Source organism: Amycolatopsis sp. NPDC005961, assembly GCF_040629235.1.
GTDB classification, from domain to species: domain Bacteria; phylum Actinomycetota; class Actinomycetes; order Mycobacteriales; family Pseudonocardiaceae; genus Amycolatopsis; species Amycolatopsis camponoti.
In genome coordinates, this window is record NZ_JBEXVF010000007.1 from 109,908 (window position 1) to 128,085 (window position 18,178).

An 18,178-nucleotide genomic window follows, 5' to 3' on the forward strand; every position below is an offset into this window, starting at 1 on the left:
TGGAACGATGCACCCATGCCAGGCAGTGACGAACTCGTTGCGCTCTATGACCAGGCCGGCTCCACCGTCGGCACGACCACTCGCTCCCGGGTCCGCGCCGAGGGCCTGTGGCACGCCGCCGGCGTCGTGCTGGTCCGTTCGGGTGACGGGAAAGCCGTCTACGTGCACCTGCGCACCGCCGTGAAGGACATCTGGCCCTCCACCTGGGACTGCTGGGCCGGCGGCGTGGTCGCCGCGGGCGAGTCACCGGCCGAGTGCGCCCGCCGCGAACTGGCCGAAGAGCTAGGCGTCCACGGGGTGGAACCCGTACCGCTGTTCACCAAGGTCTACGACGACGGCCGCAACCGCTGCCACAACTTCGCCTTCGAGGTCCGCTGGGACGGCCCGATCCACCACCAGGCCGAGGAGATCGCCGAAGGCCGCTGGATCCCCCTCGAAGAGCTCCGCGCCTGGATCGACGACCCGGCGCCCGAACTCCCCTTCATCCCCGACGGCCGCGAAGGCGTCCAGGAATGGTTCCGCCGCTACGGCTGAGCCGCGAGCTTCGCCGTCATCGCCGGCAGCAGCCGCTTCGCCGCGTCCACCGCGCGGGTCCCGGTGCTCGCCGAGACCGTCAGCTCGGACACGAGCCTTCCCTTGGCCAGCATCACCGTGCAGGTCTTGCCGTCGCACCAGGCCTGCTGCCGCTCGACACCGGGCTGGGCGGGGACGCTCACGGTCTTGCCGTCGCACTCGTTGTCCGCGACGGCTTGGGCGGCCGATCCGTCCGGGAACGCCAAGACGCGGTGGCTCAGCTCCGACCCGCTGGAATAGCGCCAGGTCGCGGTCCGGCTGGCCGCCGACGGCCCGTCCGCCAGGCAGCCGGCAAGCTCACTCGAGCCCGGCTGCACACCTTCTTCGGCGACGTCGGCGTCGGACAGCAACGCCTGCTCCGCGAGCAGACCGGCATCGGGCGCCGGCGGCGTGACCGGAGCCGCCTTCGCGGGACTCACCGGCACTTCGGTGGTCGCGACCGGGGCGGACGTCGGCGCCGGATCGTCGTAGTACGTCTCGAGGTTGTTCGGATCGGGCCCTTCGCAGGCCGTCAGGCCCACCAGCGCGACCGCCGCCAAGGCGACCACCTGACGATGACGCACCCGGCCTCCTGTCGTCGGTTTCGTGCCTGCGAAGGGTAGTGCAGCCGCTCAGTCCCACGCCAAGGAGGACCGGTGTCGCCAGTACGCACCGGGTTCTTCGGCGAGCCCGGCCAACGCGTCCCGGTCCGCCGCACCCAGCTCCAGCGTCGTGGCGCGCAGGTTCGCCTCCAGCTGAGCCGGGCTCGCCGGGCCGATGACGGCCGCGTCGGCCCACTCCTGCGCCAGCACCGCCGCGACGGCGACCGCGTCCGGCCCGGTCCCGTGCGCCGCCGCGATGTCACGGACCGCCTTCGGCGCTTCCACCGCGAGCCTGCCGTTCGCCAAGGTTTCCTTGACGAGCACGCGCTTCCCGGCCGCGTGCGCCGCGGCGAGCGCGGGCCCCGTGGACGGTTCCAGGACGTTCCACGTCGACTGCACCGCCGAGAACACCGGACGCCCGGCCACTTCCAGCGCGAAGGCCCGCTCGATCGCGTCCGCCTGTGCCGGCCCGGACGTCGAGAACCCGACCGCGACACCGTTCGCGGCGAGCTCCGCCAAGGCTTCGACGAGGGGCTCGTCGGTGAACAGCGGACTGTCCACAGTGAGCGAATGCACCTGGTACAGGCCGACCCGATCCCCCAGCAGCGCCAGGGTTTCCGCCCACTGCGCCGCGAACCGCGCCGCCGAGTGCTCCTTCACCTCGTGCACGTCGGCGTCGAGCCGCCAGTCCCCCACGTACGCGTAGCCCCACTTGCTGGAGACCTCGACGCCGGTGTGTCCGCGCTCGGCGAGCCAGCCGGCCAGGAACTCCTCGGAGCGCCCGTACGACCGGGCGACGTCGACGTGCCGGATCCCGGCGGCGTAGGCGTCGTCGAGCACCGCGAAGGTCGCCGCGCGCATGGATTCGACGTCCCGCTCCGGGGGCAGAGCGCCCTCGCGGCCCAGGTTGATGTAGGCGGGCCGGCCCAGCGCGGCCAGGCCGAGCGCGAGGCGGTTCACGCGGTCTGCTTGTGCCGGAGGATGGCCAGCCACTGGTCGGCGTTCTGCGCCTGGCGGTGGAGCTTCTCGAGGCGCGCGGCCGGGGCCCGGACGTAGCCCTTGCCGAAGACCGGCGCGATCTGACGGAGGCTGGCGCCGCCTTCGCGAGCGGCGAGCAGGGCCCAGTCGGAGGCGTCGGCACAGGCCGCGGAGGCCCGGCGGAGCTCCCCGAGGATGTCGATGAGCTCCTGGGCGCTCACCTCCCCCGCCTGGACGGCGGCGGCCGTGGTCTCCAGCCAGGCCAGGACGTCGTTTTCGGTGATCGGCGCGCGAGGCCGGCGGGTTTCTTCGGTCACGGCCCGGAGTATAGGTCGTTATACGTCGATATACTCGAACCAGCCATGACGACACGCACCGAATCCCAGCCGGACGTCGAGCAGCTGCTCGACGTGTTCAAGGCGCTCGCGAACCCGGTGCGGCTGCAGGTGCTGCGGTGGCTTCGGGAGCCCGAGCGGCACTTTCCGGTCGACCGGGCGATCGCCGACCCCGTCGAGGTCGGCGTGTGCGTGAGCCACATCCAGGAGAAGCTGGGCCTCGCCCAGTCGACCGTGTCGGCCTACATGGCGTCGCTGCAGCGTGCCGGCCTGGTGCGCGCGACCCGCGTCGGCAAGTGGACGCACTACAAGCGCGACGAGGCCCGGATCGCCGAGTTCGTCGCCGTGCTCGGCCACTCGCTCTGACCGCTCCCCTCCCCCGCCTCGACGGACCGCCGGTTGACTCATATCGTAATTCTGCGATACTTCGATTTATGAGCTCGATCGAGAACATGCGGCTCGGCCGCTACGGGATCTGGACGTTCGACTTCGAGGACCAGCCGGCCGGCCTGATCCGGGATTCGGTGCGGGAACTGGAAGAACTCGGCTGGCCGGCGATCTGGATCCCGGAGACCGACGGCCGGGAAGCCCTCACGCACGCCGGGTTCCTCCTGTCGGCCACCGAACGCCTGAACGTCGTCAACGGGATCGCGCGGATCTGGTCGCGCGAACCGCGCTACACCCAGACCGCGGCCCTGCTGCTGGCCGACGCCTACCCGGACCGCCACCTGCTCGGCCTCGGTCTCGGCGCCGGGAAGCCCGGCACCAAGCCGCTGCGGGCGATGAGCGACTTCCTCGACGCCCTGGACGCCGTCACCAGCGGCAACCCCGCGCCGCGGTCGCCGGTCCGGCGCCTGCTCGCCGCGTACGGACCGAAGATGCTGGAGCTGGCCGGGAACCGGTCGGCGGGCGCCCACACCTATCACGTGACGCCGGAGCACACCGCCCAGGCACGGGCGGTCCTCGGTGACCGGCCGTTCCTCGGCGTCGAGCAAGCCGTGCTCTTCGAAACCGACGCCGCCGAAGCACGGGAGATCGCCCGCACTCACCTGCACCCGTACCTCACGTCGGAGTACAACATCGCGAAGTTCCGCCGGCTCGGCTACACGCAGGCGGACATCGACGGCGGCCGCGGGAGCGACCGGCTCGTCGACGACCTCGTCGCCTGGGGCGACCTCGACACGATCACCGGCAAGCTGCGCGCCCACCTCGACGCCGGCGCCGACCACGTCGGCATCCAGGTGATCGGGACCGAACCGGGCACGTCGGCCATGCCGCACTGGCGGCGGCTCGCCGAAGCGCTGCTACCCGCCGAAGTCACCGCGTAGGCCGAACCGCGCGGTGCAGTGCCAGACGCACTTGAGCACCTGGGGATCGTGCCGGCCGGCGCGGACGGCGTCGCCGATGACGCGCGCGTCCAGCCGGCCGTCCTCGGCGATCTCCTTGCCGGCCCGCACGACTTCTTCGCCCCGGAAGTCGGCGTGCTCGGCCAGGACCTCGACCGGCAGCCGGAACCCGTGGTGCCAGCACGTGGGAAACGGCAGCTCGCCGGCCGCGGCCTCGACATCGGTGCCGCGGAACGCCGGGTCCAGCACGAGCGCCTCGACGTCGGTCGCGAGGCGGAGCGGGCCGTGGACGTGGGCTTCGATGTGGTCGTCGAGCTCGTCCCGCGTGTCCGCCTCGGCGAGCGCCACCAGCGGCATGTGCTCGGCGGTCCCGAAGTCTTCCGGCTCGGCGAAACTGTCCGGATAGCAGAACGTCGTGCGCGCGAGCACTTCCCGCCTCAGCCGGAAGTGCGACGAGCCGAACCGGACAGAGCCACCCGCCGGCCGGCGACGGTAGTCGAGCGAGCCGTACTTCGGGCGGGCCGACGGCGGCTGGTCGTCGTAGACCCCGCCGAAGATGCGGTGCTCCCAGCGCCAGCGGTCGCCGCCGGCGTGGGCGGTCAGGCCGCCGTTGCTCGTGCCCGTCTCGAACTGCGAGCGGTACACGCCGTCCGCGACGAGGTGCCGCAGCAACGACACCCCGCCCACCAGGCGGTCCGGGTGGAAGTGCACGGTGACGGCCAGGTCGCCGGCCAGCGGCGGCCCCGACACGCGGCCTGCCACGTGCGCGACCGCTCGCTGCCACGGTTCACTCCCCCACGCCATGGCGCCATCCTAACCCGACGAGTATAGGTCGTTATACACATCGAGACGTCCGAAAACCGCTGGCTTCGCGCCGGGCGGCCCGGCTTGACTGCGCGCATGCGGTTCGGAGCTACGGGGTTCGGCGTCACGGTGCGGTTCGCGCTGCTGGCCGTCGTCTGGGGTGCGAGTTTCCTGTTCATCAAGGTCGGACTGGCCGGGCTCTCCCCCGGCCAGGTCGCCCTCGCGCGGGTCGCTTTGGGCGCTCTCGCGCTGGCTGCCGTGCTGCTCGTGCGCCGGCGGCCGCTTCCCCGGGATCTCGTGCTGTGGGGCCATCTCGCGGTGGTCTCGGTGCTGTTGTGCGTCGTGCCGTTCCTGTTGTTCTCGTGGGCTGAGCAGTACATTTCGTCCGGTTTGGCCAGTATCTTCAACGCGACGACCCCGCTCATCACGATGCTGCTGGCCGCCGCGGCGTTGCCCGAAGAGCGGTTCACGCCGCCTCGGGTGCTCGGCCTGTCGCTCGGTTTCCTCGGCGTGCTCACGATCGTCGGGGTGTGGCACGGCGTCGACGTCTCGCACCAGCTGACCGCGCAGCTCGCCTGTCTCGGCGCCACCACCTGCTACGGCGCGTGTTTCGTCTACATGCGCCGGTTCGTCTCGCCGCGCGGGGTGGACCCGGTCGTCGTCGCGTTCGGCCAGACGGGCTCGGCGACGGTCATCCTCGGCCTGCTGGCCCCGGTGGTCGCGGCGACGCCGGTCCACCTGGACCTGGCGGTGGTGGCGAGCATGGTGGCGCTCGGCGTGTTCGGCACGGGCATCGCGTATGTCTGGAACGTCCGCATCATCGCCGCTTGGGGCGCGGCCAACGCCTCCGCGGTGACCTACCTCACACCCGTGGTCGGAGTGCTGCTCGGCGTGCTCGTGCTGGGCGAACCGGTGAGCTGGAACCAGCCGGCCGGCGCGCTCCTGGTGGTGCTGGGCATCCTCGCCGCGCACGGACGCCTGCGGCGACGCAGGCCCGAACCCGCACTCGTCAGCCGTTAGACACACCGATGGGGCGGCCGCCGAAGCGACCGCCCCATCGAGCGTCGGACTACAGGTACTGACCGGTGTTCGTGGCGGTGTCGATCGCCCGCCCCGAGTCCTGGTTCTTGCCGGTGACGAGCGTGCGGATGTAGACGATCCGCTCGCCCTTCTTGCCGGAGATCCGGGCCCAGTCGTCCGGGTTGGTGGTGTTGGGCAGGTCCTCGTTCTCCGCGAACTCGTCGACGATCGCGTCGAGCAGGTGCTGCACGCGGAGACCCGGCTGCTGGGTCTCGAGCACCGACTTGATCGCCGACTTCTTCGCCCGGTCCACGATGTTCTGGATCATCGCGCCCGAGTTGAAGTCACGGAAGTACAGGACCTCCTTGTCCCCGTTGGCGTAGGTCACCTCGAGGAACCGGTTCTCGTCGCTCTCCTCGTACATCCGCTCGACCGTGTGCTGGATCATCGCGTCGAACGTCGCCTTGGCGTCGCCGCCGAACTCGGCGAGGTCGTCGGCGTGGATCGGCAGGCCTTCGGCCAGGTACTTGGAGAAGATGTCCTTCGCGCCTTCGGCGTCCGGACGCTCGATCTTGATCTTGACGTCGAGCCGGCCCGGCCGCAGGATCGCCGGGTCGATCATGTCCTCGCGGTTGGAGGCGCCGATGACGATGACGTTCTCCAGGCCTTCGACACCGTCGATCTCCGACAGCAGCTGGGGCACGATCGTGGTTTCCACGTCGGACGAAACGCCCGACCCACGGGTCCGGAAGATCGAGTCCATCTCGTCGAAGAACACGATCACCGGGGTGCCCTCGGAGGCCTTCTCCCGCGCTCGCTGGAAGATCAGGCGGATGTGCCGCTCGGTCTCCCCGACGAACTTGTTGAGCAGCTCGGGACCCTTGATGTTCAGGAAGTAGGACTTCCCGTCCTCGTTGTCGCCCCGCGCCGCGGCCACCTTCTTGGCCAGCGAGTTCGCGACCGCCTTGGCGATGAGCGTCTTGCCGCAGCCCGGCGGGCCGTAGAGCAGGACGCCCTTGGGCGGGCGCAGCTGGTACTCCTGGTACAGGTCGGCGTGCAGGAACGGCAGTTCCACCGCGTCGCGGATCTGCTCGATCTGCCGGGTGAGGCCACCGATGTCCTCGTAGCGGACGTCGGGCACCTCCTCCAGCACGAGATCCTCGACCTCCGCCTTCGGCACGCGCTCGTACGCGTAGCCGGCCTTGGAGTCGACCAGGAGCGAGTCGCCCGGCTTGAGCGGCTGCTCGGCAAGCAGATCGGAGAGCAGGACCACCCGCTCTTCGTCCGCGTGCCCGACCACCAGCGCGCGAAGGCTGCCGCCCTCGACGTCGGCGGCGAGCACCTCACGCAAGGCACACACCTCGCCGGTGCGTTCGAATCCGCCGGCCTCGACCACGGTGAGCGCCTCGTTGAGCCGCAGCGCCTGGCCGCGACGCAACGACGAGAGCTCGACCGCGGGCGATACCGACACCCGCATCTTCCGGCCGGCCGTGAAGACGTCCACCGTGTTGTCCTCGTACGCCTCGACGAAGACGCCGTACCCGGACGGTGGCTGGGCCAGCCGGTCGACTTCCTCACGCAGCGCGAGGAGCTGTCCTCGCGCCTCACGCAGGGTTTCGACCAGTTTGGTGTTGCGCTCGGTGAGCTGGCTCACCCTTTCCGACGCCTCGGCGAGCCGCTGTTCGAGCACTCGGTTCTGCCGTGGCGAGTCGGTCAGTTTGCGGCGCAGCAGCGCCACTTCCTCCTCGAGAAAACGGATCTGCCGAGCCTGCTCGTCCGCCGTCGTCCCAGCTCCGGATGTTGCTGAAGGGTCGGCCTCCTCGCGCCGACCTCCGGGAAGGTCATGATGCATCGGGCACCTCCTCGGAGTGCTTTTCATTCCACGGTACCGGCGATCACCGACAAGAAAAGGCCTTTCCGGATCACAAGATCGGCGCGTCGCGGTTTCCTCGCCTGGTCCAGCACGGACATTCCCGCAGCGCAAGAGGCCATTTCGGTGCCGTGGCCCCGGCGCGTCGCGGGCCGATCCGGGCCAGGACGAACCAAGCACGTCGGGAGTACCCGCCCCCGGGACGGCCCAACCGCGCCCGTGGATGACGATTCGGGCCAGTTCCGCCCTAACCGCGCGGCGGTCCCCCGCGATGGCTAGCATCGGGCCGACGTCGGCCGCTCCAGGGCCGGGTCACCGTCTTGACGCGAGGGGGCACCACCCATGACCTACCCGCCGCAGCAACCGGGCGGCTACGGGCAGCAGCCCGGCGGCTACGGGCAGCAGCCCGGGCCGTACGGCCAGCAGCCCGGCGGCTACCCCCAGAGCGGCCCGCAGCCCCAGCCGGGCTACGGCGGCACCCAGCAGTTCGGCCAGCCCGACCCCTACGGCCAGCCGCAGCAGGGCGGTTACCCGCCCCAGACGGGCCCTCAGCCCCAGCAGGGCTACCCGCAGTACGGGCAGCAGGACCAGTGGGGCCAGCCCCAGCAGCAGCCGGGCTTCGGCGGTTACGACCAGTACGGGGGCGGCGGCTTCGGCGACGCTCCCCCGCCCAGGAAAAAGAAGACCGGGCTCATCGTCGGCATCGCGGCCGCCGCGGTGGTCCTCGTCGGCGGCGGCGTGACCTGGTTCGTCCTGGCCAACCAGGACGACGGCAACACCGCGGCACCCCCTGCCAGCAGCAGCTCGGCGGCGCCGACGTCCGCGCCGAAGACGTCGGCCCCGAAGAGCAAGACGACCTCGCCGTCCAGCCCGTCGACGAAGAGCACCAAAGCCGCCTCCGGGCCGGCGCCGTCCGGCAAGGACAGCTCGCAGGACCTGTTCGACACGACGATCGCCGCCTACAACGCGGGCGACGAGAAGGCGCTGGCCGACACCATCTGCCGGAGCGTCTTCGAGGGCACCACGGGCGAGATCCCGAAGGTCACGGTGAAGCTGACCGGCACGCCGCAGGACACCGGGGACAAGTCCACCGTGCGCTACTCGGCGACGGACGGCAGCAAGACCAAGGTCGGCACGATGTCGGCCCAGAAGGAATCCGGCCTGTGGTGCCTGTCCAACGTGAAGGCGGACGGCTCGTGAGCCCGCGCCGTCGGTGAACCGGGTGCTCGCCGCCGGGCTCGTGCTGCTCGGCGTGGCCGGTGCGGGCGTGGTGCTGGGACTGCTGCTCGTCGCGCCGTCCGGTACCGCGCCCACGCCGTCGAGCGCCTCGCCGCCGCCGGCCCGGACTTCGGCTTCGGCGGCGCCGAGCGCGGTCGACACGGCCGCGGTGAACGTGCTGGCCCGTGCGATCGTCGACGCGATCAGGGCCCACGACTCGGCGGCGTTCGGCAAGCTGACGTGCCGCCCGCAGAGCGTGGAGGCCCTGGCGCAGCTGCAGCGGACGTGGGACGCGGCCGGCCCGGTGACGGCGACCCTGAAGGAGCCGCCGGAGGTCCGCGGCGAGTCCGCGACGGCGAAGGTGCACGTCGAGGCGGCGGGCGGGACGAAGGACACGCCCTTCCCGCTGCACAAGGAGTCCGGCCGGTGGTGCGTTCCGGGTTAGCCCGGGTGCGTCAGCCCTTGCCCTTGGCGGGCCGGCGCGACACGCGCGGGGACACGGTCCCGTCCGCGAGCCGGCGGGCCGTGAGCAGGAACGCCGTGTGCGCGACCATCCGGTGGTCCGGGCGCACCGCCAGGCCCACCACGTGCCACGGCCGCATCAGCGTTTCCCACGATTCGGGCTCGGTCCAGCACTGCTGCTCGCGAAGCGACTCCGTGACGCGTGAGAGCTGCGTCACGGTCGCGACGTAGACGGTCAGCACGCCGCCCGGCACCAGGTGGGCGGCCACGTTCGGCAGCTGGTCCCACGGGGCGAGCATGTCGAGCACGACCCGGTCGACCTCGCCCTCGTGCGACGCCAGGTCCGCCACCGTCAGTGACCAGTTTTCCGGCTTCTCGCCGAAGAACTTCACGACGTTGTGCTCGGCGTGCACGGCGTGGTCGTCCCGGATCTCGTACGAGTGGACGCTCCCGGCCGGACCCACCGCGCGCAGCAGCGAGCAGGTCAGCGCGCCGGAGCCGGCGCCGGCTTCGAGCACGCGGGCGCCCGGGAAGATGTCGCCCCACATCACGATCTGCGCGGCGTCCTTCGGGTAGATCACCTGCGCGCCGCGGGGCATCGAGAGCACGTAGTCCGGCAGCAGCGGGCGCAGCGCGAGGTACGTCGACCCGCCCGCGGACGTCACCACCGAGCCCTCGGGACGGCCGATGAGGTCGTCGTGGGCGAGCCCGCCGCGGTGGGTGTGGTACTCCCCGCCGTCGGCCAGCGTCAAGGTGTAGTGCCGCCCCTTCGAGTCGGTCAACTGCACCCGATCACCCGCGCGAAACGGTCCGCTGACCGACAACACTTCCTCCAGTACCCCGAATGGCCGACACCAGATCTTCGCAGGCCGCCCGGGCCGGTGGGTCAGCGGGTACGGCGGTTCAGCGCGGCGCGCAGGTCGTCCCGGCGCAGCACGCCAGCCGGGCGGCCTTCGTCGTCGACCACCAGGAACTGCCACGCGGCGGTTTCGCGGACGCGTTCGACGACGTCCTCCCCCGGCTCCGAGGCCAGCAGGACGGTCTCGGCCCGGATCGGCTCGGCCGCGAGCTCCGCCGGCGCGTGCGGCGACGTGCTCGCGAGGCGTTCCGCCGCGCCCGTGTCGAGCAGGCCGGCGGCGACGCCGTCGGCGCGGACCAGCACCACGCCCCGCCCGGCCGACGCGGCCAGCGCGTCCGACACCGGGCTTTCGGCGGGCAGCTGCAGCACCGGCCGCACCAGCTCGCCGAGGTCCAGACCTTCCGGCCAGGTGCGACGCGTCTCGGCGGCCAGCTCCGACCGCGCGCCGAGGATCACGAACCACGCCGTGACGACGCAGACGCCGAGGCGCAGCCAGCGGTCCGGGCTGCCGGTCGCCAGGCCCCACAGCGCCCACACGAGCAGCCCCGCGGCGACGATCCCGCCGCCGGCGACCGCGGCGCGCGTGCCCTTCGCGCGGATCCCCGTCGCCGCCCAGACGCCCGCGCGGACCAGCCGGCCGCCGTCCAGGGGCAGGCCGGGCAGCAGGTTGAACACGCCGACGGCGAGGTTCGCCACGGCGCACTCGGCCACCAGCATCCAGACCGCGCCGTCGGGCGGGACGGCGAACATCAGCAGGCCGCAGAACCCGCCCAGCAGCAACGACACCGCCGGGCCCGCCGCAGCGACCAGGCCCTCGTGGACGGGCCGCTTCGGCGTCCGGGCCACTTCGGACAGGCCGCCGAGGAGGAAGAGGCGCAGCCGCCGCACCGGGATCCCCAGCCGCAGCGCGGCCAGGCAGTGGCCTAGCTCGTGCGCCAGCACCGACAGGCCCAGCAACAGCGCGAACGCGCCCGCGAGCACCCACGACGTCAGCGTCGAGGCGTCCGGGAGCAGCCGTCCGACCAGCGGCGCGTACAGCACGACGACGACCAGCGAGCCGATCCACCAGGACGGCGCCAGCAGCACGGGCACGCCGGCGACCCGGAACAGCAGGAGCCCGCCGTCCGAGCGGACGGCCTGCCGGGTGCCCCCGGTGCCCTGCTCACTGGTCGCGGCCATGCGGGAGAGCCTAGAGCCCCCGGTGTGGGTACCGGGTGATCCGGGTCCGGTGGTGTCGCACACGGACACCCACGTACCCGGCCGGCCGACACACGTGCCTGGGCGGACGACACGCGTACCTGGATGGACGACACGCGTACCTGGATGGACGACACGGCTCCGGGGTCGTGTCGTCCGTCGGCGTACGCGTGTCGGCCATCGGGGTACGCGTGTCGTCCGTCGGCGTGCGCGTGTCGGCCGGTGTGGGGGTGTGGGCGTTGCGGTCGCCGGAACTGTCGTACCCCGGCGTTACGCTCTGCCCATGCCCGACCCCGACACCGTCACCACGGAACCCCCGGCCTCCGCCGTCGCCACGCAGGTGCGGCGGCGGCCCGCGTTGTCGCCGTCGAGGGCCAGCGACTTCAAGCAGTGCCCGCTGCTCTACCGGTTCCGCGCGGTCGACCGGCTGCCGGAGGTCCCGACCAAGGCCCAGCTGCGCGGCACGCTCGTCCACTCGGTGCTGGAGCGGCTGTTCGCGCTGCCGGCCGCCGAGCGCGTTCCGGCACAGGCGCGGGAGCTGCTGGGCCCGGCGTGGACGCAGCTGTCCGAGGACCGTCCGGAGTGGACCGAGCTGTTCGACGGCGAGAAGCCCGACGACCACGCGGACTGGTTGCGGTCGGCGGAAAAGCTCCTGGACGCCTACTTCGAGCTGGAGGACCCGCGGCGGCTCGAGCCGGAGGCGTGCGAGCTGCACGTCGAGATCGAGCTCGGCTCCGGCGTGCTGCTGCGCGGCTACATCGACCGCGTCGACGTCGCGCCGACCGGCGAGATCCGGGTCGTCGACTACAAGACCGGTGCCGCGCCGCGGGAAATCGGCGAGGCCAAGGCGATGTTCCAGATGAAGTTCTACGCCGTGGTGCTGTGGCGGCTGCGCGGGATCGTGCCGCGCCAGCTGAAGCTGATGTACCTCACCGACGGCCAGTCGCTCGCCTACACCCCGGACGAAGCCGAGCTGCTCCGCTTCGAGCGCACCCTCGAAGCCATCTGGCAGGCCATCCTCAAGGCGGGCAAGACCGGCGACTTCCGGGCGAACAAGAGCAAGCTGTGCAACTGGTGCGACCACCAGGCGCACTGCCCCGAGTACGGCGGCACGCCACCGGCCTACCCGGGCTGGCCGGAGCCCGACGCGGGCGACGAGACGCCGCTGGACCGGGCCGACTGATGGCCGACGCCTTCTACGTCCCGCTCGGCGACGGCCGGTTCTCCGCGACCGCCCACACCGCCGGTCCCTGGTCGGCCGAGTCCCAGCACTTCGGCCCGCCGTCGGCGTTGCTGGTCCGCGCCCTCGAAAACGTCGAACCCGCGCACCCGGCGGAGCTCGCGCGGGTGACCGTCGAGATCCTCGGCCCGGCCCCGGTCACCGACCTCGCCGTGCGGGCCCGCGTCGAGCGGCCCGGCCGGTCGGTCGAGCTGCTGCAGGCCGAGCTGGCGACCGCGGACCGCGTGGTCGCGCGAGCTTCGGCGTGGCGCATCGCGACGTCGGACACCTCGGAGATCGCCACGGACGCCGGGCCGCTGATGCCCGCGCCCGACAGCGTCACGGAGTCGCCGTGGCCCGAAGGCTGGCAGGCCGGCTACCTCGACGCGGTGGAGTGGCGCGCGGTCCGCGGCGGCATGGACGTGCCCGGCCCGGCGGCGGTCTGGGCCCGCCAGCGCGTCCCGCTGGTCGACGGCGAGGAGCCGAGCGGGCTGCAGCGCCTGTTCGCCATCGCCGACTCCGGCAACGGCGTCTCGAACTACCTCGACCCGCGCAAGTGGTGGTTCATCAACTCCGAGCTGACCGTGCACCTGCGGCGGCCGCCGGCGGGCGAGTGGATCGGCCTCGACGCGGTCACCCTGGTGGGCAAGCACGGCGTCGGCACGGCGACGAGCATCCTGCACGACGGCGACGGCCCGGTGGCCACCGGCGCGCAGGCGCTCATGGTGCGACCGCGACAGGCCGGGGGCGGATAGCCACCCACAACGGGCCCGCATCCAATAACCTTCGCGGAACGACCGACTTGAGGAGCGCTCCGGCATGCAGATCACCTCGGTGGTCAACCAGAAAGGCGGGGTCGGCAAGACCTCACTGAGCGTCGGCACCGCGGCCGCACTGGCCGAACAGGGCCGGCGGGTGCTGCTCGTCGACCTCGACCCGCAGGGCCACGCGACGACCGAGATGCTCGGGTTGTCCGAGGTGCCCCCCGACCGGCCGAGCCTGGCGAAAGCGCTGGCCAAGACGTGGAAGGGCCCGATCGAAGAGATCGTCGTCCCGCACCCGCGCAGCAACCTCGGCAAGGGGGGCGCGCTCGACGTCGTGCCGACGTCGCCGGGGATGTTCGACCTGATCCGGCGGCTCGACTCGTTCCGCGTGCCCGGGTGGCAGCTCGCCCGCGTCATCCAGTTCGCGAACTACGACCACTGCATCATCGACTGCCCGCCGGCGCTGGACGTGCTGACGAACAACGCGCTGGCGGCGTCGCACGGGATCCTGGTGCCGGTCCAGCCGGACAAGACGAGCATCCGCGCGCTGCGGCTGCTGGCCGACCAGGTCCGGTACGTCGAGCAGACCGTGGGGCGGCAGCCGCTGTCGTGGTTCGGCCTGGTGCCGAGCCTCTACCGGCGCCCGATCTCGCACTACGCGGCGGCCGCGCTGCAGGAGATGTACGAGTTCGGCATCCCGATGCTCTCGCACCTGCCGCTGGGCGTGGTGATGAACGAAGCGGCCGCGAACGGCGTCCCGGTGACGACGTACGCCCCGGAGACGTTGCAGGCGGTGTCGTTCCGCGAGATCGCCGCCACGCTGGACAGCTACTTGGAGCAGAACCAGGCTCCGGCGGTCGTGCCGGCCGACGAGGAGTTCGTCTTCGAGGACTTCATCTCCGAGGTGGCGGTGGCCCGCAACGTCAACGACAACGGCGCCCGCAAGGGGCTGTACGACCTGCTGCCGAAGAAGCCCAACCGGCCTCGGTGAGCTACGCGCGGGCGGGAAGCGGTTCCCCGCCCGCGCGAACGCTCAGAGACGGCAGGAGCGGATGTCCGACGCCAGGATCGCCTTGGCGCCGACCTCGGCCAGCTCGTCCATGATCAGGTTGACCTTCTTGCGCGACACCATCGCCCGCACGGCCACCCAGTCGTCGTCGGCCAACGGCGCCACCGTCGGCGACTCCAGGCCCGGCGTGATCGCGATGGCCCGCTCGACCAGCGTCCGCGGGCAGTCGTAGTCCAGCATCATGTACTGCTGAGCGAACACGACCCCGCGCAGCCGCGCGGCCAGCTGCGATTTCGCCTTGCTCTCCGCGGTGCCCTTGCGCTGCAGCAGCACGGCTTCCGACACGCAGATCGGGTCGCCGAACGCGACCAGGTTGTTCTGCCGCAGGGACCGGCCGGACTCGACGACGTCCGCGATCGCGTCCGCCACGCCCAGCTGGATCGAGATCTCGACCGCGCCGTCGAGCCGGATGACCTCGGCCTCGACGCCGTGACGGGCCAGGTCCTCGCGGACCAGCCGCGGGTACGACGTCGCGAGCCGCTTGCCGTGCAGGTCGGCCGGCTTCCAGTCCCGGCCCGCCGGCGCGGCGTAGCGGAACGTCGAACCGCCGAAGCCCAGCGCCTGGACCTCCTCCACCGGCGCGCCGGAGTCGAGCGCGAGGTCGCGGCCGGTGATGCCGAGGTCGAGGTCACCGGAGCCGACGTAGATCGCGATGTCCTTGGGGCGCAAGAAGAAGAACTCGACCTCGTTGACGGTGTCGAGCACCGTCAGGTCACGCTGCTCATGCCGCTTCCGGTAGCCCGCCTCGCCGAGCATCTCCGTCGCCGCGGCGGCGAGGGCTCCCTTGTTCGGCACGGCAACACGCAGCATTTCGCTTCTCTCCTCGTTCAGCGGTGGACCACCCGTCACAGGTAGCGGTAGACGTCCTCGGTCGACAGGCCGCGGCCGAGCATCAGCACCTGCAGCCGGTACAGCAGCTGGGAAATCTCCTCGGCCAGGCGCTCGTCGGACTCGTGCTCGGCGGCGATCCACACCTCGCCGGCTTCCTCGAGCACCTTCTTGCCCTGGGCGTGCACTCCGGCGTCGAGGGCGACGACGGTGCCGGACCCGTCGGGACGGGTACGCGCGCGCTCGGCAAGCTCCGCGAACAGCTCATCGAAGGTCTTCACGGTCTGCAGATCCTTCCACCCCGGTCCCGTCCCCGCTGCCCCGGGCCGGTCCGGATGCCGCCGATCTCACACCGAAGTGGACGCTTCCTCCCGAGGAGTGGGACACCGTTCGAAGTCGAGCAGGTACCGCTTGCGTTCGAGGCCGCCGCCGTACCCGGTGAGCGAACCGGTCGAGCCGACCAGCCGGTGGCACGGGACGATGATCGAGATCGGGTTCTTGCCGTTGGCCAGGCCGACCGCCCGCGCGGCCGCCGGCTTGCCGAGCAGCTGGGCCAGCTCACCGTACGACGCCGTTTCGCCGTACGGGATCTCGAGCAGCGCCGACCACACCGAACGCTGGAACGGCGTCCCGCGGAAGGCCAGCGGAAGGTCGAACTCGCGGCGCTGCCCGGCGAAGTACTCCCCGAGCTGGGTCTCCGTGCGGGCGAAGACCTCGCCCGCGCCGGGGTCGCCGAACGTCGGCTCGGCCGGGCGGTGGCGCTGCTCGTGCATGTACAGCCCGCAGAGGGCGTCGTCCTCGGCGACCAGCGTCAGCGGGCCGCACGGGCTGTCCACGACCGTGTGGGAACGCATTGGATCTCCTAAGCGGCGGGCATCCGGTTGATCGCGTGGTCGCCGGTGGCCCACAGGTGCTGGGTGGCGTAGGCGCGCCAGGGCCGCCACGCCTCGGAGCGGGCGACGACGGCCGCCTGGCCGCCCAGGCCGAGGGTCTCCGCGGCGTACTTGATGCCGAGGTCGGTGGGGAGGAACGCGTCCGGGTCGCCGAGGGCGCGCATGGCGATGCTCTCGACCGTCCACGGCCCGAACCCGGGCAACGCGCTCAGCGCCGCCCGCGTCGACGCCCAGTCGCTGCCCGCGCCGAGATCGAGCCCGTCCGTCAACGCCGAGACCAGCGCGAGCAGCGTGCGACGGCGGCTGCGCGGCATGGCCAGCGTCTCGGGGTCCAGTGAGGCGAGAGCCTCCGGCGAAGGGAACAGGTGGGTCAGCCCGCCCTCGGGATCCTCGATCGGCTCGCCGTGCGCGACGACGAGCCGGGCCGCGTGGGTGCGCGCCGCCGCCGTCGAAACCTGCTGCCCCAGCACGGCCCGGACGGCGAACTCGGCGCCGTCGACCGTGCGCGGGACGCGGCGCCCCGGCGCGGCCGCGACCAGCGGCGCGAGGAGCGGATCGGTGGCGAGCTGGTCGTCGACGGCGGTCGGGTCGGCGTCGAGGTCGAGCAACCGGCGGCAGCGGCTGGTGGCGGCCGGCAGGTCCCGCAGGTCGGTCAGGCTCAGCCGGCAGGCGATGTGACCGTTCTCGGGGCGCAGGGCGACGACGCCGTGGCCGTGCGGCAGCCGCAGCGTCCGCCGGTAGGCGCCGTCGCGCCACTCCTCGACGCCCGGTACGCCGGTCGCGACGAGGTGGCCGAACAGGTTGTCCGGGCAGAGCGGCTTGCGGTAGGGCAGCCGCAGCACGATCGCGCCCGCCGTGGCGGACCGCTTGCCCTTCGCCCGCTGCCGCAGCTCGGTCGGGGAAAGGGCGAACACCTCGCGGACGGTGTCGTTGAACGTCCGGATGCTGCCGAACCCGGCCGCGAGGGCCAGCTCGGTCATCGGCAGCGTGGTCGTCTCGATCAGGGTCCGCGCGGTCTGCGCGCGCTGGGCCCTGGCCAGGGCGAGCGGGCCGGCGCCCAGCTCGGCGAGCACCTGGCGCTGGACCTGCCGGACGCTGTAGCCGAGCCGGGCGGCGAGACCGTCGACGCCTTCGGTGTCGACGACGCCGTCGGCGATCAGCCGCATCGCCCGCGCGACGAGGTCGGCACGCTCGTTCCACAGCGGTGACCCCGGGCTGGCGTCCGGGCGGCAGCGCTTGCACGCCCGGAAACCGGCCTGCTGCGCGGCCGCCGCGCTGGGGTAGAAGCTCATGTTCTGCCGCTTGGGCGGCACCACCGGGCAGCTGGGCCGGCAGTAGATCCGGGTGGTCAGGACCGCGCAGTAGAACCACCCGTCGAAGCGGGCGTCCTTCCCCTGCACGGCCCGCACGCACCGTTCGAAGTCCTCGTGCACGCGCTCCAGCATCGCCGACCCGCGACGCCGGGGCTAGCGGGAATGCGACACGGCCGTGCTCAGCCCAGCAGGGCCGCCAGCGCCGGTACGTCGACGCCCACGAGCGAGTCGCGGAACACGCGCCGCTCCCCCGGCTCGACCGGGACGTCGTTGGGGATCACCAGCACCGTGCAGCCCGCCGCGACGGCCGACTCCGTGCCCGGCGGCGAGTCTTCGACCGCGACGCACCGCGCCGGGTCGACGCCGAGCAGCTCCGCGCCCTTGAGGTACGGGCGCGGGTGCGGCTTGTTGAGCCCGTCGACCTCGTCACCGCAGACCGTGACGTCGAAGAAGTCCCGGCCGATCGTGTTGAGGGCCAGCTCGGTGAGGTCCCGCTCGGTGGAAGTGACCAGGGCCGAGCGCAAACCGGCTTCACGCACCGCGATCAGCGCCTCGCGGGCGCCCGGGCGCCACGGCAGCGCGTCGTCGAACAGCCCGGCCGTGCGCCGGCGGATCTGGTCACCGGTCGAGGCGATCGCCTCGGGGTTCACGGGCAGGCCGACGACCTCGAGCAGGTACGCCGACGTGTCGTCCATGTTGGACCCGACGAGCGTCATCCGCTGCTCTTCGGAAAGCTTGCCGCCCAAGGCTTCCGCCGTCTCGTAGAGCGCGACGTCCCACAGCTTCTCGGAATCGACGAGCGTGCCGTCCATGTCCCAGAGCACGGCGGCCAATCCGTCCACAGTGGAG

Annotated in this window: 21 protein-coding genes; 9 read left to right on the plus strand and 12 right to left on the minus strand. The window is 72.0% G+C overall.

Going from position 1 to position 18,178, the window contains the following annotated elements; genetic code table 11:
* The first annotated feature begins 15 nt into the window (after positions 1-15).
* On the plus strand, positions 16-534 hold the full coding sequence (locus ABZ342_RS08865; protein WP_360470439.1) for an NUDIX domain-containing protein: 519 nt from the start codon (positions 16-18) through the stop codon (positions 532-534).
* Here ABZ342_RS08865 and ABZ342_RS08870 read toward each other — a convergent pair.
* Genes ABZ342_RS08870 through ABZ342_RS08880 form a run of 3 tightly spaced genes read right to left on the minus strand, consistent with a single transcriptional unit; the run spans position 525 to position 2,449 of the window.
* Positions 525-1,136 carry a hypothetical protein gene (locus tag ABZ342_RS08870; protein WP_360470442.1) on the minus strand — a complete coding sequence of 204 codons (612 nt, stop codon included), beginning with the start codon at positions 1,134-1,136 and terminating at the stop codon, positions 525-527. The two genes, ABZ342_RS08865 and ABZ342_RS08870, sit on opposite strands and share 10 nt — an antisense overlap.
* 48 nt (positions 1,137-1,184) lie before the next feature.
* Positions 1,185-2,114, minus strand: a complete 930-nt coding sequence (locus ABZ342_RS08875; protein WP_360470444.1) for an aldo/keto reductase — start codon at positions 2,112-2,114, stop codon at positions 1,185-1,187.
* Positions 2,111-2,449, minus strand: a complete 339-nt coding sequence (locus ABZ342_RS08880) for a hypothetical protein (RefSeq protein WP_155544109.1) — start codon at positions 2,447-2,449, stop codon at positions 2,111-2,113. The genes ABZ342_RS08875 and ABZ342_RS08880 overlap by 4 nt, the downstream gene beginning before the upstream one ends.
* A 45-nt stretch (positions 2,450-2,494) precedes the next feature.
* On the opposite strand from ABZ342_RS08880, the gene ABZ342_RS08885 reads away from it, so the two are divergent.
* On the plus strand, positions 2,495-2,833 hold the full coding sequence (locus ABZ342_RS08885) for a metalloregulator ArsR/SmtB family transcription factor (RefSeq protein WP_155544110.1): 339 nt from the start codon (positions 2,495-2,497) through the stop codon (positions 2,831-2,833).
* 68 nt (positions 2,834-2,901) lie between these two features.
* Positions 2,902-3,795, plus strand: a complete 894-nt coding sequence (locus ABZ342_RS08890; protein WP_360470448.1) for a TIGR03620 family F420-dependent LLM class oxidoreductase — start codon at positions 2,902-2,904, stop codon at positions 3,793-3,795.
* On the opposite strand, the gene ABZ342_RS08895 is transcribed toward ABZ342_RS08890, so the two are convergent.
* On the minus strand, positions 3,772-4,617 hold the full coding sequence (locus tag ABZ342_RS08895; RefSeq protein WP_360470450.1) for a DUF3626 domain-containing protein: 846 nt from the start codon (positions 4,615-4,617) through the stop codon (positions 3,772-3,774). The two genes, ABZ342_RS08890 and ABZ342_RS08895, sit on opposite strands and share 24 nt — an antisense overlap.
* Before the next feature lie 96 nt (positions 4,618-4,713).
* On the opposite strand from ABZ342_RS08895, the gene ABZ342_RS08900 reads away from it, so the two are divergent.
* Positions 4,714-5,637, plus strand: a complete 924-nt coding sequence (locus ABZ342_RS08900) for a DMT family transporter (protein ID WP_360470453.1) — start codon at positions 4,714-4,716, stop codon at positions 5,635-5,637.
* Positions 5,638-5,686: 49 nt separating this feature from the next.
* Here the strand turns inward: ABZ342_RS08900 and arc are convergent, their stop codons facing one another.
* Positions 5,687-7,489: a proteasome ATPase gene (arc, locus tag ABZ342_RS08905; RefSeq protein ID WP_155544114.1), complete on the minus strand. Its 1,803-nt coding sequence runs from the start codon at positions 7,487-7,489 to the stop codon at positions 5,687-5,689.
* 360 nt (positions 7,490-7,849) lie between these two features.
* Between arc and ABZ342_RS08910 the strand changes: the two genes are divergently transcribed.
* Both ABZ342_RS08910 and ABZ342_RS08915 read left to right on the plus strand, forming a co-directional pair.
* A complete protein-coding gene (locus ABZ342_RS08910; protein ID WP_360470456.1) occupies positions 7,850-8,707 on the plus strand; it encodes a hypothetical protein in 858 nt (285 codons plus the stop codon).
* A 13-nt stretch (positions 8,708-8,720) separates the two neighbouring features.
* Positions 8,721-9,170: a hypothetical protein gene (locus tag ABZ342_RS08915; RefSeq protein WP_360470459.1), complete on the plus strand. Its 450-nt coding sequence runs from the start codon at positions 8,721-8,723 to the stop codon at positions 9,168-9,170.
* Positions 9,171-9,180: 10 nt separating this feature from the next.
* Here the strand turns inward: ABZ342_RS08915 and ABZ342_RS08920 are convergent, their stop codons facing one another.
* Both ABZ342_RS08920 and ABZ342_RS08925 read right to left on the minus strand, forming a co-directional pair.
* Positions 9,181-10,011, minus strand: coding sequence for a tRNA (adenine-N1)-methyltransferase (locus tag ABZ342_RS08920; protein ID WP_155544117.1), 831 nt, complete (start codon positions 10,009-10,011; stop codon positions 9,181-9,183).
* 62 nt (positions 10,012-10,073) lie between these two features.
* Positions 10,074-11,225, minus strand: a complete 1,152-nt coding sequence (locus tag ABZ342_RS08925) for a site-2 protease family protein (protein ID WP_360470462.1) — start codon at positions 11,223-11,225, stop codon at positions 10,074-10,076.
* Between the two features lie 301 nt (positions 11,226-11,526).
* Here ABZ342_RS08925 and ABZ342_RS08930 point away from each other — a divergent pair, with 301 nt between their 5' ends.
* From ABZ342_RS08930 to ABZ342_RS08940, 3 genes are all read left to right on the plus strand, one after another.
* Positions 11,527-12,426 (plus strand): RecB family exonuclease, encoded by a 900-nt coding sequence (locus ABZ342_RS08930; protein ID WP_155544119.1) that lies wholly within the window; start codon positions 11,527-11,529, stop codon positions 12,424-12,426.
* A complete protein-coding gene (locus ABZ342_RS08935; protein WP_360470465.1) occupies positions 12,426-13,217 on the plus strand; it encodes a thioesterase family protein in 792 nt (263 codons plus the stop codon). Before ABZ342_RS08930 ends, ABZ342_RS08935 begins: the two co-directional genes overlap by 1 nt.
* Positions 13,218-13,281: 64 nt before the next feature.
* Positions 13,282-14,217, plus strand: coding sequence for a ParA family protein (locus tag ABZ342_RS08940; protein WP_155544121.1), 936 nt, complete (start codon positions 13,282-13,284; stop codon positions 14,215-14,217).
* Positions 14,218-14,259: 42 nt separating this feature from the next.
* On the opposite strand, the gene hisG is transcribed toward ABZ342_RS08940, so the two are convergent.
* From hisG to ABZ342_RS08965, 5 genes are all read right to left on the minus strand, one after another.
* The gene (gene hisG, locus ABZ342_RS08945) at positions 14,260-15,105 is read right to left on the minus strand and encodes an ATP phosphoribosyltransferase (RefSeq protein WP_155544122.1); all 846 of its coding nucleotides are present in this window, start codon (positions 15,103-15,105) and stop codon (positions 14,260-14,262) included.
* Positions 15,106-15,140: 35 nt separating this feature from the next.
* Positions 15,141-15,404 (minus strand): phosphoribosyl-ATP diphosphatase, encoded by a 264-nt coding sequence (locus ABZ342_RS08950; protein WP_155544123.1) that lies wholly within the window; start codon positions 15,402-15,404, stop codon positions 15,141-15,143.
* 66 nt (positions 15,405-15,470) lie between these two features.
* Complete coding sequence (locus ABZ342_RS08955) at positions 15,471-15,977, minus strand: methylated-DNA--[protein]-cysteine S-methyltransferase (protein ID WP_155544124.1); 507 nt, start codon at positions 15,975-15,977, stop codon at positions 15,471-15,473.
* 8 nt (positions 15,978-15,985) lie between these two features.
* Positions 15,986-17,449, minus strand: a complete 1,464-nt coding sequence (locus ABZ342_RS08960) for an AlkA N-terminal domain-containing protein (protein WP_360470469.1) — start codon at positions 17,447-17,449, stop codon at positions 15,986-15,988.
* A 59-nt stretch (positions 17,450-17,508) separates the two neighbouring features.
* On the minus strand, positions 17,509-18,171 hold the full coding sequence (locus tag ABZ342_RS08965) for an HAD family phosphatase (protein ID WP_360470472.1): 663 nt from the start codon (positions 18,169-18,171) through the stop codon (positions 17,509-17,511).
* Between the last annotated feature and the right edge of the window lie 7 nt (positions 18,172-18,178).

Bases quoted from the DNA above. Each gene is read 5' to 3' on its own strand.
- ABZ342_RS08865 (WP_360470439.1), top strand. From the start codon at position 16: ATGCCAGGCAGTGACGAACTCGTTGCGCTCTATGACCAGGCCGGCTCC.
- ABZ342_RS08890 (WP_360470448.1), top strand. From the start codon at position 2,902: ATGAGCTCGATCGAGAACATGCGGCTCGGCCGCTACGGGATCTGGACG.
- ABZ342_RS08955 (WP_155544124.1), bottom strand. From the start codon at position 15,977: ATGCGTTCCCACACGGTCGTGGACAGCCCGTGCGGCCCGCTGACGCTG.
- ABZ342_RS08935 (WP_360470465.1), top strand. From the start codon at position 12,426: ATGGCCGACGCCTTCTACGTCCCGCTCGGCGACGGCCGGTTCTCCGCG.
- ABZ342_RS08895 (WP_360470450.1), bottom strand. From the start codon at position 4,617: ATGGCGTGGGGGAGTGAACCGTGGCAGCGAGCGGTCGCGCACGTGGCA.
- ABZ342_RS08930 (WP_155544119.1), top strand. From the start codon at position 11,527: ATGCCCGACCCCGACACCGTCACCACGGAACCCCCGGCCTCCGCCGTC.
- ABZ342_RS08925 (WP_360470462.1), bottom strand. From the start codon at position 11,225: ATGGCCGCGACCAGTGAGCAGGGCACCGGGGGCACCCGGCAGGCCGTC.
- ABZ342_RS08900 (WP_360470453.1), top strand. From the start codon at position 4,714: ATGCGGTTCGGAGCTACGGGGTTCGGCGTCACGGTGCGGTTCGCGCTG.
- hisG (WP_155544122.1), bottom strand. From the start codon at position 15,105: ATGCTGCGTGTTGCCGTGCCGAACAAGGGAGCCCTCGCCGCCGCGGCG.
- ABZ342_RS08940 (WP_155544121.1), top strand. From the start codon at position 13,282: ATGCAGATCACCTCGGTGGTCAACCAGAAAGGCGGGGTCGGCAAGACC.
- ABZ342_RS08910 (WP_360470456.1), top strand. From the start codon at position 7,850: ATGACCTACCCGCCGCAGCAACCGGGCGGCTACGGGCAGCAGCCCGGC.
- ABZ342_RS08885 (WP_155544110.1), top strand. From the start codon at position 2,495: ATGACGACACGCACCGAATCCCAGCCGGACGTCGAGCAGCTGCTCGAC.
- arc (WP_155544114.1), bottom strand. From the start codon at position 7,489: ATGCATCATGACCTTCCCGGAGGTCGGCGCGAGGAGGCCGACCCTTCA.